The organism is Microbacterium sp. EST19A, from assembly GCF_019969685.1.
Lineage (GTDB): Bacteria > Actinomycetota > Actinomycetes > Actinomycetales > Microbacteriaceae > Microbacterium.
Window position 1 is genome coordinate 1,221,919 of sequence record NZ_JAHXYZ010000001.1, and the last position, 11,438, is coordinate 1,233,356.

Annotated in this window: 9 protein-coding genes; all 9 read right to left on the reverse strand. The window is 69.1% G+C overall.

The genetic code is table 11. The annotated features are described in order from the left end of the window. Positions 1–9: 9 nt before the first annotated feature. The 9 genes from fgd to LC452_RS06060 all read right to left on the reverse strand — a co-directional run bounded on the left by fgd (position 10) and on the right by LC452_RS06060 (position 11,421). A complete protein-coding gene (fgd, locus tag LC452_RS06020; RefSeq protein WP_223623221.1) occupies positions 10–1,023 on the reverse strand; it encodes a glucose-6-phosphate dehydrogenase (coenzyme-F420) in 1,014 nt (337 codons plus the stop codon). Further along, positions 1,020–1,823, reverse strand: a complete 804-nt coding sequence (cofE, locus tag LC452_RS06025) for a coenzyme F420-0:L-glutamate ligase (RefSeq protein ID WP_223623223.1) — start codon at positions 1,821–1,823, stop codon at positions 1,020–1,022. Before cofE ends, fgd begins: the two co-directional genes overlap by 4 nt. Beyond that, positions 1,820–2,812: a TIGR03557 family F420-dependent LLM class oxidoreductase gene (locus tag LC452_RS06030; RefSeq protein WP_223623224.1), complete on the reverse strand. Its 993-nt coding sequence runs from the start codon at positions 2,810–2,812 to the stop codon at positions 1,820–1,822. Before LC452_RS06030 ends, cofE begins: the two co-directional genes overlap by 4 nt. Before the next feature lie 109 nt (positions 2,813–2,921). Continuing rightward, entirely contained in the window at positions 2,922–4,799 is a 1,878-nt protein-coding gene (locus tag LC452_RS06035) for an iron ABC transporter permease (RefSeq protein WP_223623226.1), read from the reverse strand. Between the two features lie 2 nt (positions 4,800–4,801). After that, positions 4,802–5,965, reverse strand: coding sequence for an ABC transporter substrate-binding protein (locus tag LC452_RS06040; RefSeq protein WP_223623228.1), 1,164 nt, complete (start codon positions 5,963–5,965; stop codon positions 4,802–4,804). An 84-nt stretch (positions 5,966–6,049) separates the two neighbouring features. After that, on the reverse strand, positions 6,050–7,174 hold the full coding sequence (locus LC452_RS06045) for an ABC transporter ATP-binding protein (RefSeq protein WP_223623230.1): 1,125 nt from the start codon (positions 7,172–7,174) through the stop codon (positions 6,050–6,052). Between the two features lie 56 nt (positions 7,175–7,230). Continuing rightward, a complete protein-coding gene (locus tag LC452_RS06050) occupies positions 7,231–8,730 on the reverse strand; it encodes a DHA2 family efflux MFS transporter permease subunit (protein WP_223623232.1) in 1,500 nt (499 codons plus the stop codon). After that, positions 8,730–10,328: an LVIVD repeat-containing protein gene (locus LC452_RS06055; protein ID WP_223623234.1), complete on the reverse strand. Its 1,599-nt coding sequence runs from the start codon at positions 10,326–10,328 to the stop codon at positions 8,730–8,732. The genes LC452_RS06050 and LC452_RS06055 overlap by 1 nt, the downstream gene beginning before the upstream one ends. A gap of 115 nt (positions 10,329–10,443) precedes the next feature. Continuing rightward, complete coding sequence (locus LC452_RS06060; protein WP_223623236.1) at positions 10,444–11,421, reverse strand: LysR substrate-binding domain-containing protein; 978 nt, start codon at positions 11,419–11,421, stop codon at positions 10,444–10,446. Positions 11,422–11,438: the final 17 nt, after the last annotated feature.

The following is an 11,438-nucleotide window of genomic DNA, read 5'->3' on the forward strand; positions in this document are numbered from 1 at the left end:
CGACACTCCTCAGCCGCGCAGGCGCGGGGCGATGTCGCGCTCGAACAGCTGCAGGAATCGCCGCTGGTCGTGACCGGGCGCGTGGAAGACGAGGTGGTTGAAGCCCCAGTCGATGTACTGCTGGATGTCGGCGGCCACGGCATCCGGATCGTTGCCCACGATCCAGCGCTTCGCGATCGTCTCGAGCGGCAGGGCGTCGGCGGCCTTCTCCATCTCGACCGGGTCGGTGATGTCGTGCTTCTGCTCCTTGGAGAGCGACAGCGGAGACCAGAACCGGGTGTTCTCCAGCGCCGCCTCGCGGGTCTCCTCATAGGACAGCTTGATCTCGATCATGCGGTCGTACGTGTCGAACGAGCGCTCCGACTGCTCGAGCCCCTCCTTGACCGCCGGCAGGAGCTGGTCGACGTAGAGCTCCTGGCCCTTGCCGGAGGTGCAGATGAAGCCGTCGCCCGCGCGGCCCGCGTAGCGCGCGACCATGGGTCCGCCGGCGGCGATGTAGATCGGGATGCCGCCTTCCGGGCGGTCGTAGATCGAGGCGTCGTGCGTCGAGTAGTACTCGCCCTCGAAGTTCACGCGGTCGCCCGACCACAGCGCCCGCATGAGGCGCACCGACTCGCGCAGCCGCGCGTAGCGCTCCTTGAACTCGGGCCAGTCCTGGTCGCCGGCCCCGCGGAAGCCCGTGGCGATCTCGTTCAGCGCCTCGCCCGAGCCGACGCCGAGGATGATCCGGTCCTGGTACAGACACCCGAGGCTCGCGAACGCCTGCGCGAGCACGGCCGGGTTGTACCGGAACGTCGGGGTGAGCACCGAGGTGCCGATGCGGATGTCGGTCGTGCGCTCGCCGACCGCCGCCATCCAGGTGAGTGAGAACGGCGCGTGGCCGCCGGTGTGCCGCCACGGCTGGAAGTGGTCGCTGGCGAACACGGACTGCATGCCGTGCGCCTCCGCCGCCACGGAGATCTCGACGAGCTCACGCGGGTCGAACTGCTCCGCGCTGGCCTTATATCCGAGGGTCAGTGTCATGTCGCATCCTTCTTTTCGTGTTCTGAGACGTGTTCCCGGGAGGCCGCGGCGTAGCCGTCGCGGTAGCCCTGGTCGAGGGCTTCGGCGGTGCCGAGCCAGAAGAGATCTCGCTCCGACGGCCGCACGATGCTCGACGCCCCGGGGAGGGTGAGCGGGCCGACGAGGTCGCCGCGTCCCCGGACGACGGCGACGGGATTGCCGCTCGCCTTGCCCTTGACGAGGTCGGATGCCGCGGCCAGCTCGTCGGCGACGCAGGGGGTCGTGACGCTGAGGGTCTTCCCCGCCTGGTCGGTGGTGCCGCGCAGGTCGCTGATCATGTGCACCCCGCCGCCGCCGATCGCGACGTCGGTCTGCCCTTCGCGCCAGGGGCGACCCAGGGTGTCGCTGAGGATCACGCCGACCTCGGCGCCGGTCTCGGCACGCAGTCCCGCGGCGAGCGCACGGGCCGAGGCATCCGGGTCCACAGGCAGCAGCAGCACCCAGCCGTCGGGGGTGTTGCTCGCGTCGACCCCGGCGGCCGCGGCGACCATGCCGAGGCGGTTCTCGACGATGCGCATCGTGTGGCCGTCGAACGTGCGGGAGGCGACGAGGCGCACGGTCTCGGCGGTGATGGCCTCCTCGCGGTCGGCGGCCTGCACGTAGCGCCCCTCCGCCTTGGAGACGATCTTCGAGGTGACGACGAGGATGTCGCCGTGCGCGAGCTCGACACCGGTGTCGAGGATCAGCCGCACGAGGTCATCGCCCGGTCGCACCTCGCCGATGCCGGTGAGGGCGAAGACGCTGATCGCCGGGCCGTTCATGCGCGCACCTTCGGCAGCACGTCGCGGCCGAAGACCTCGAGCCACTCCTGCTGGTTCGGGCCCACGTTGTGCAGGTAGATGCGCGTGAAGCCGAGGTCGGCGTAGCGCTGGATCGCTGCGCGGTGCACGTCGGGGTCGGCGGAGATGAGCATCGAGGCGCGCATGTCGTCGGCGGTCACGCCGCGCACGAGCTGCTCGAAGTCGTAGGGCGAGCGCACATCGCCGCGTCGCATCCGGAGCCCGGCGATCGGCCATTCGGTGAGCGCGTTCGACAGCGCCTGCTCCTCGGTCGCGGCCCAGGAGAGTTGCAGCTGCAGGACCTTGGGCAGGGTGTCGGCGTCGCGACCGCTCTCGCGCGCTCCGTCAGCGAAGCGGGCGAGGAGTGGCGCCAGACGCTCGACCTCGGCGCCGACGGTGATCAGCCCGTCCGCGTGACGACCTGCGCGCCGAGCTGTCACCGGTCCCGCCGTCGCGACGTACACCGGCGGCGCGGCATCCGGCATCGTCCACAGCCGGGTGGACTCCATGCGGTAGTGCTCGCCGCGATGGCGGGTGTCGCGGCCGGCGAGCGACGCGGTGAAGAGCTTGCGGATGATGTCGACCGCCTCGAACATGCGGTCGATGCGCTCGGCGGGTTCGGGCCAGTAGCCGCCGGTGATGTGCTCGTTGAGAGCGTCGCCGGATCCGACACCGAGCCAGCCGCGACCGGGGTAGAGCGTCGCGAGGGTCGCGGCCGCCTGCGCGACGACGGCCGGGTGGGTGCGGAACCCCGGAGTGGTCACACCCGGGCCGAGGTCGCCCCGGGTGTGGGCGCCGATCGCGCCGAGCATGGTCCAGACGTGCGCCGATGCCCGGTGGCGGGGCAGCCAGGGCTGGAAGTGGTCGGTGGCCATGATGCCGCGGAACCCGTGCGCCTCGGCTGCGATGCAGTTCGCGATGACGTCGGCCGGCTGCATCTGCTCGAGCATCGCAGCGTATCCGATGTGCATGTCGGCCTCCTCACCGCGTTGCTATCTCCATTGAATGGATACTGGATCCAAAAGTCAAGAGCGAAGGGGGACACCGCCCGTCACGGGTCCCTGAGCTCGTCGACAGGCCTCAGTTCTTCGCGCGCGCCCGGCGCCGCTGCACCGCGAGCGTGGTCGTCGCGGATTCCTCGGCAGCGGCATCCGTCGTCGACGCCAGCGTCGGAAGCCCCGCCGCGACGGGCTTGCGCGCCCGCCCGATCGCCCGACGAGACAGCGCCCACTGCAGGCCGTAGCCGATCGCGAACACCATCAGCGTGAAGATCAGGGCCATGGCCGCGCCCTGATCCGGCGCATAGAGCTGCGCCGACCGCGGGTTGATCATGGCGTAGATGTACATCGACAGGGGTCGGGACGACGGGGTCGCGAGGAACGCCGGGAGCGTGAACTCGTTCGTGCCGAGGATGAACATCTGGATCCACACGGCCATCACGGTCGGCATCAGCAGCGGGGCGATGATGCGCCGGAAGCCGGCGAACCGGCTCGCGCCGCTGGTCAGCGCCGCCTCCTCGAGCTCGGGCCGGATCTGCAGCGTCGCGCTGTACGAGGAGCGGTACGCGATCGACACCCGGTACGAGTACGCGATGACGAGGGCCAGCAGCGTGCCGGCGATCGGGATGTAGGGGTTCAGCACCATGAAGGTGAGGAAGGTCGCGAAGCCGGCGATCGTCGCGGGGATCGCCACCGACGATGACGCGAAGAGGTCGAGGGCGCGCACCCAGCCGGTCTTCCTGCTGCGGGCGATGCCGTAGGCGAACACCGTGGCGACGACGACCGCGATCGTGGCGCTGCCGCCCGCGATGAGCACGGTGCGTCCGAGCGAGACCCAGAACTCCGGGTCGGCGAGCACGATCGCGAAGGCACCCCAGTCGGTGCTGCCGAGCAGCGCCTCGAGAGAGAACGCCACCGGGTACGGGGTGATCGCCGCCCACAGCAGGGCGAGCAGGGGCAGGATGCCGGTGAGCAGGGCGAACACGGCGACGAGCAGCATGACCGGGATCTTCCACGGCCCCATCCGCATGGTCGACGGCCGGAACCCCTTGCCCGACACCGACGCTCTTCGTTCGGCGTTGCGCGTCGCCCGCAGATAGATCGCGAACGCGATGGTCGTGATCACGAGGAACACCAGGCCCCACGCGGCCGCGAGGCCGTACTGCGGCAGCTCGCCCGCATTGGAGCTGATGAGAGTCCAGAGCTTGAGGGCGAAGATGCTGCGCCCGGACTCCTGGCCGAACAGCAGCGGCACCTCGAGACTGCCGAGGCCCAGGATGAAGGTCAGCACGGTCACCCCGAGCAGGCCCGGCCAGAGCATCGGCAGGGTGACCCGCCGCAGGGTCTGCGGCCAGGAGGCCCCCGAGACACGCGCCGACTCCTCGAGCGAGCCGTCCATGTTGGTGAGGATCGGGACGATCATCAGGTACGGGAACGTGACGTTGGTCAGCGCCTGGATGGCGATCATCGTCGGGAAGGCGTACGGGTCGATCGGCACGTCCGATGCGAACGGCAGCAGGCGCAGCAGCTGGTTGAGCACGCCCGACTCGGGCGAGAGCATCAGCAGGTAGGCCTGCGCCTTGACGATCGGCGGGATGATGTACGGCACGATCACGAGCACCGAGATGATGCGCCGCAGCGGAGCATCGGTGCGCACCGTGACCCAGGCGAGGCCGAACGCCATCAGCAGGCTGAGCACGGTGGAGCCGCCGACGAACGCCCCGGTGGCGCCGAGCACGCCCCAGAAGTCGTCGCGCAGCTGCCAGAGGGTGACGAAGTTCTCGACCCCCCACTGGGCGGAGGAGACGCCGAACGGCAGGAACGGACCGCGGAACGCCGTGATCACCTGAACGATCAGCGGCACCGCGAGGAGGATGAAGATCACCGCACCGGCGACGATCATCGCGATCGTCATCGAGGTGGGACGCGTGCGCCCCGCGGTCCGTCGAGCCTGGAACATGATTATCCGTTCAGCGCCTTGTCGGCCGCGTTGATCATCGCCTGCCAGTCGTCACGGGTCTTCTGCGTCTCGGTCTCGGCACCCGTGTCGAGCCCGAGCAGCAGAGCATCGGAGTTGGTCTTCATCAGGCCGGTGGCCTCGGCGAAGGTCGCGGCGGGAAGACCCGCGAAGGGCACCTGCGTGCTGGCGAACCGCTCATCGGTCATGCGCAGTGAGATCCAGTCCGGGTCGAACGCGTTCCACAGCGTCCACAGCGCGGCGCCGGGCTTGTTCTTGGCGTCGGAGTTCACGCCCGAGAACTGCGCCCAGACCCCGGCGTGCTCGAACGGCGAGACCTGCAGCGCCGGGTTCGGGTTGAACAGCGTCTGGTTCAGCGCGATCGGCACGTCGCCGCTCGACAGCGGAGCACCCTGGTCCTCGAGCAGCTTCAGGTTGCCCGATGACGTGAGCTCGTCGATGAGGTCGAGCATCTTGTCCTCGCCCTCGGCCATGCCGTACCCCGCGAACACGACCGCGTTGTACCCGGCGACCGACACCTTGCCCTTGTACTCGGGGGCGAGCAGTCCGTCGAGCGACGCGGGCACCGACGGCACCTTCTCGCTGTTGTACTGCAGGAGGGTGCCGTTGATGCTGTCGGGCATCAGCTCGGGAGCGCCGATCGTCAGGTACTCCTTCGGAACGCCGAAGCTCTCCCAGTCGACCTTCTCCCAGAAGCCCTCGTCGTACATGGCCGCCATCGAGGTGATCGATCCCGACACCACGTCGGTGTTGCGCGATCCGGTGGCCTTGGCGGAGATGATCGCCGAGGACAGGTTGTACGTCAGGCCCCTCGTCTCGACCTTGATGTCGGGGAACCGCTCATTGAACTGGGCGATCACGTCGGGCGACAGCTCGTACCAGTCCCAGATGACCAGCGTGCCGCCGTCGGCCTTCTTCGCCTCCTCGTAGAGGGCGTCGAGCTGCTTGTCGATCTCGGGCCAGTAGTCGTCGTAGAAGTTCTCGCAGCGGGTGACCGCGCCGACGTCCACGGCATCGCAGGTGGCCGAGGCGGCGTCGCCCTTCAGCGTCTCGCCGCTGTCCGCGGGCCCGCTCTGTGCGCCGCATCCGCTCAGGGCGAGTGCGAAGACCGCGACGGCGGCGGTTGCTCCCAGTTTTCTCTTGATCATGATCTGGATGTCCTCTCTGACATCAGGTGTGATTCTCGGGTGTGTGACTTCTCGGATGTGATGCAGGGGGTGGTGCGGAGTGCGTCATGCGGCCAGCACGCGGCAGGCGCGCGGAGCCAGTTCGAGGAAGACCCTGCCGCCCTCGGGAGGCGTGGCCAGCGGTGCGCCGCGGCCCACGATCGTGCCGACGGGTTCGCCTGCGGCGAGCACCTCGGCCTCGTACTCGACGATCTCGCCGAGGAACTCGACGCGCACGATGCGCACCGGGAGCACGTTCGGGCGATCGACCGCGGTCTCGTGCCAGCGCACGGTCTCGGGCCGGAAGGTCATCGTGACCTCGTCACCCGCCGCGACCCCGTCGGGCACCGGCGTCTGGAGCCGGGTGCCGAGCGCCTCGACGACCGCGTCGCCCGTGCCGTCGCGTTCGATGACGACCGCGGGCACCATGTTCACCCGGCCGACGAAGTCGGCGACGAAGCGGTCGGCCGGCTGGTCGTAGAGCTCGCGGGGCGTCGCCTCCTGCACGATGCGGCCCTGATTCATCACCGCGACCCGATCAGACATCGACAGCGCCTCGGACTGGTCGTGCGTGACGTAGAGGGCGCTGATCCCGAGGGTCCGCTGCAGACTGCGCAGTTCGTTGCGCATCGTGTCGCGCAGCTTCGCGTCGAGGTTCGACAGCGGCTCGTCGAGGAGCAGCAGTCGAGGGCGGTGCGCCAGTGCGCGGGCGAGGGCGAGACGCTGCTGCTGTCCGCCGGAGAGCGCGGTAGCCGGGCGCTGCGCGAGGTGGTCGAGCTGCACGAGCTCGAGCGCCTCCATCGCACGCTTCCGAGCGTCCGCTTTGGAGAGCCGGGCACGCCCGACCTGCAGCGGGAAGACCGCGTTGGCGAAGACGGTCATGTGCGGCCAGATCGCGTAGTTCTGGAACACCATGCCGATGTCGCGCTTGTCGGGTGAGGCGTGCTCGGTTCCGGTCGACAGCATCCGCCCGTCGAGGGAGATGATCCCGCCGTCGCTCTTCTCGAGCCCGGCGACGCAGCGCAGGGTGGTGGTCTTGCCGCAGCCCGAGGGGCCGAGGAGGGAGTAGAACGTTCCCGGCTCGATCGTGAACGTGACCTCCTTGACGACCGGGACCGCCTCGCCGTCGAGTTCGTAGTCCTTCTTGAGGGCGTCGACGACCAGTCGTCCGCCTCCGGATGTCGCGGCCATCGAGGTCCTCTCCACCTTCACGGTTTTGGATTTTGGATCCATTATGGATGACACCATCATCGTCCCTCTCCCCCGACGGCGACCGCCGGCTCGGATACGGTCGGCGCCGCCGGCGCACCCCAGGGCCGCGGCTTCGTGAAGAACACGACCACGACCGCGCACACCGCGAAGGCGATCGCGGGCAGCAGCAGCGACTGCGACATCGCCGTCGCGAGCCCCGCCCCGTCGTCCGCCGACAACTCGGCACCCGGGTGGATGGTTCCGGGAACGAAGCCGCGGATCTGTGCGGCGAGCGTCAGGTTCATCAGAACGGCCAGCACGGCCGATCCGATCACAGACCCCATCTGCCGGGTCGTGGAATAGACCCCGGATCCCGCGCCCGCCTGGGTGTGCGCCAGGTTGCGCGTGGCGGTCGAGGCGAGCGGACCGAACATCCCCGACACCCCGACGCCCAGCAGCGCGGAGGGAAGCAGCAGGAGCCAGAACGGCGCGTCGAGCGTCATCGACGCCGAGTACCAGAGCATCGCGACGGCGGAGACGACGAAGGCCCCGAACGTCACCCACCGCGGACCGATCCGATCGCTCAGTCGTCCGACGAACGGGCCGAGCACACCCGATACGACCGCCATCGGCGCGAGCATGAGCGCGGCGAGCGTCGGGTCGAGCCCGCGGGCGACCTGGAAGTAGAAGGCGAGCGGCACGGGCATCGCGGTGATGCCGACGCCGACCAGGAAGATCGTCGCGTTCGCGACGGAGAAGTTCCGGTCGCGGAACAGGCTGAGCGGCATGAGCGGCTCGGCGCGATTGAGCCGCTGCCAGACGACGAAGAGCACCAGCAGGGCCACTCCCGCGACGATCAGACCCCACACCGTGATCGGCCCCAGGATCACTCCCCAGTCGTAGACCTCGCCCTCCTGGATGCCGAAGACGAGCAGGAACAGACCGATTCCGGACAGGGCGACACCGAGCCAGTCGAACCGGTGCGGGTGCCCGTCGAGGTTCGGCACCAGCCGCCAGGCGACGACGAAGGCGATGATCCCGACCGGCACGTTCACGAAGAAGATCCACTCCCAGCCCACCGTGTCGGTGAGCACCCCGCCGAGGATCGGTCCGACGAGCGTCGCGAGCCCTCCCACTGCACCCCACGCGCCCATCGCCTGGCCCCGGCCGCGGGGCGGGAAGACACGGGCGATGATCGCCATGGTCTGCGGCGTCATCAGGGCGGCGCCGAATCCCTGCACGGCGCGTGCTGCGATCAGCATCCCGATGCTCCCGGCGAGACCGCACGCGAGCGAGGCGAGCGTGAACACCACGAGGCCGACGAGATACACGCGCTTCGGGCCGAACCGGTCGCCCAGCCGCCCGGTGATCAGCAGCGGGACGGCGTAGGCGAGCAGGTAGGCGCTGGTGACCCAGATGACCGTCGTGAGATCGGCATCGAAGGCCGCCAGGATCACCGGGTTGGCGATCGCGACGATCGTCGTGTCGACGAGGATCATGAAGAACCCGATGCACAGGGCCCACAGGGCCGGCCACGGCCGGACGGTCTGGTTCATCAGCCCGGGATGCCGGTGACCGGCTCGCCCAGCAGCGGCGTCGAGACGGCGTAGATCCCGTGGTTCGCGAAGAGCCAGACGATGTTGCGATCCCACTCGACGAAGATGCCGTGCACAGGTGCGGCGAGGTCGTCGTCGTCCTTGAGGCCCATCGGGGGCACGAAGTACGCGCCGACCTTCGGGTCCTCCGGATCGCGCACGTCGAAGATCTGCAGCCCCGCGGCATAGAACGCGTAGGGGATGACTCCGCCGTGCGGGGTTCCGGTGTTGGTGAAGTAGCCCGAGCGCTTGGGGCCGAACGATCCGCGGCGCTGCGCCCAGTCGGTGAACGCGGCTTCGGCCGGCGGCACCGGGCGGGGCAGTGTGCGGACGACCCGGGGGTTCGCGGGGTCGCTCACGTCGACCTGGTAGATCTCCTTGGCCGGCTCGTAGCAGTCGGTGTTCATCGGATAGCCGGAGACGTAGACGTACCCGGTCTCCTCGACCTGGGTGGTGTCGACGTTGTCACCCTCGGTGCCGGCGACGCTCACGGGCAGGTCGCACCATCCGACGTGGTGGATGTCGGTCGGGTCGGACACGTCGAGCACGAAGAAGCCCTGACCGCCCTGGGCGGCGTAGCCGTACTTCCAGCCGGACTCGACGGACCGGGGCAGGAAGATGCCCATCCGTGAGCCGAACCAGGAGGTCTTGTTGTTCCAGCGGTCGTTCGCGGCGAGGTACGGGGAGTCCGTCTCCTCCCCGGCACGAGAGCCGGGCACCCACCAGGTCGAGAGCAGCTCGGGCTTCGCCGGGTCGGACACGTCGTAGGCGGCGTGGCCCGCGGTCCAGAGCGTGGTCTTGTAGGGCTGGTTGGTGAAGCTGTTGTCGGGCGCGGTCGCCACGAAGAGGTACTTGTCGCCGTAGTAGACCGGCAGGTCGAGGACGCCGTTGCCCTCCTGGATCTCGTCCGGAGTGTGGTTCGGGTCGGTCGAGACCGTCGTCAGCAGGGTCCAGTCGCGCGGCGTGGGCCCGTTCACCTCGAAGACGCGGAAGCCGCGGAGGCCCTCCCACTCGAGGAGCTGGCCCTCGACCGTGTCGTCGGTCCACTTGTTGGCCACGCGTCCGTTGAGGAAGTACCGCGGGGTCTCGCTGGCCTGGATCGCGATGTGCTTGCCGAGCTGCTCGTTCCACTGGATCGTGACGGCGCCGAAGAGCGGTCCGCTCCAGGGCAGGGTCTCCTCGTCGACGATCGTGAGCGCGCGGGGATCGGTGATGTCGTAGACGTTCCACCGGTTGCCGCCGCCGTAGTGCAGCATGTAGCGGCGGCCGTCCCAGTCGTAGATCGACTGCCAGGAGTGGCTGGTGTTGACGACGATCGGATAGAAGGCCTCGGCGGTGGCGTTCAGCGCATAGGTCTCCGGGTCGCGGTAGTCGAGCTGGCCGGGCCAGTCGATGAAGACGTCACGCGGAACCGACGGGGTGTGCGCCGGAGGGAGGAACGTGCCGTCGGGCTGCATGCCCCACGTCGACGGATCCGGGTCGGCCGGTTCTCCGGCGACGCGCTCGAAGTCCTCGGGGCGGTATTTCTTCGCGTCGGGCACGTAGGGAGAGCCGGCCATGTCGCCTCCATTGGCTGAATCGGATGAGATCGTCACGACGTGGTGTCGTTCTCATCAGACTCACCCGGTGGGAGCGATGCTGTCCAATATCCATACGGGTCGGAGCTATAGCCTCTCAGGCATACCGGACACCGGCCTGCAGCGCGGCGTGCGAATACTCGCGCTCGAGCTCGGCCAATCGCGCTCCCTCCTCACGGAGGTGGACGAGCAGGGCGGATGCCGCGGGCGACGGCGCCCGGTCCTTCGGGAGCGTGACCCCGACCGACCGGCGGACGGAGCTGAGCGGTGTCGGCAGCAGACGGAGCTCCCGATCGTCGACCGCGATGAACATCGGCAAAGCCGCGATGACGTCGGTCGAGATGAGGAGCGTCCGCAGCGTCAGCATCGACGTGCACTCCACGCGGTCCGGGGGCAGCGGGAGCCCCTCGTGGAAGAACACCGCCTCGAGCTCGGCCCGCAGCGCCGTCTGCGCCACAGGGAAGATCCAGGGGTACGCGATCAGCTCGGCGAGCGAGTTCGCCTTGGCTCCGCCCAGCACGGGATGGCCGGCACGAGCCACGAGGCGGATGGGCTCCTGATGCAGCCGCTCCTGTTCGAGACGCACGGGCACCGTCGGCGACAGACGGCCCACGGTCAGATCGAGGTCGCCGGCGAGCAGCAGCTGCTGCAGCGTGTCAGGGGTGCCCTCGCGCACGACGACCGTGAGACGCGGGTGCTCGGCCTTGAGCCCGGCGATCGCCCGCGGCAGCAGCAGATTCGAGCCGGCGAGGTGCGTGCCGACCGTGACGGTGCCCATCTGCCCGGACTGCAGCAGCCGCACCTCCTCCCCTGCCGCGCGCAGCTCGGCGAGCACCGATCGGGCGCGTTCGATGAACACGTGACCGTACGGGGTCGGCTTGACGCCCCGCGGCATCCGCTCGAACAACGGGACGCCCAGCACCTCCTCGACCTCGCGGAGGCCGCGCGTGACGACGGGCTGGGTGATGTGCAGCGATGCGGCGGCGCGCACCAGGGTGCCCTCGTCGGCGATCGCGGTGACGAGGACGAGATGCCGGATCTTCACCCGGCCGTCGAGCAGTCGATCAGTGGCCATGATCCGGACTATAGCCG

Coding starts and splice junctions, on each gene's coding strand:
- fgd (WP_223623221.1), bottom strand. CDS start 1,023: ATGACACTGACCCTCGGATATAAGGCCAGCGCGGAGCAGTTCGACCCG.
- cofE (WP_223623223.1), bottom strand. CDS start 1,823: ATGAACGGCCCGGCGATCAGCGTCTTCGCCCTCACCGGCATCGGCGAG.
- LC452_RS06030 (WP_223623224.1), bottom strand. CDS start 2,812: ATGCACATCGGATACGCTGCGATGCTCGAGCAGATGCAGCCGGCCGAC.
- LC452_RS06035 (WP_223623226.1), bottom strand. CDS start 4,799: ATGTTCCAGGCTCGACGGACCGCGGGGCGCACGCGTCCCACCTCGATG.
- LC452_RS06040 (WP_223623228.1), bottom strand. CDS start 5,965: ATGATCAAGAGAAAACTGGGAGCAACCGCCGCCGTCGCGGTCTTCGCA.
- LC452_RS06045 (WP_223623230.1), bottom strand. CDS start 7,174: ATGGCCGCGACATCCGGAGGCGGACGACTGGTCGTCGACGCCCTCAAG.
- LC452_RS06050 (WP_223623232.1), bottom strand. CDS start 8,730: ATGAACCAGACCGTCCGGCCGTGGCCGGCCCTGTGGGCCCTGTGCATC.
- LC452_RS06055 (WP_223623234.1), bottom strand. CDS start 10,328: ATGGCCGGCTCTCCCTACGTGCCCGACGCGAAGAAATACCGCCCCGAG.
- LC452_RS06060 (WP_223623236.1), bottom strand. CDS start 11,421: ATGGCCACTGATCGACTGCTCGACGGCCGGGTGAAGATCCGGCATCTC.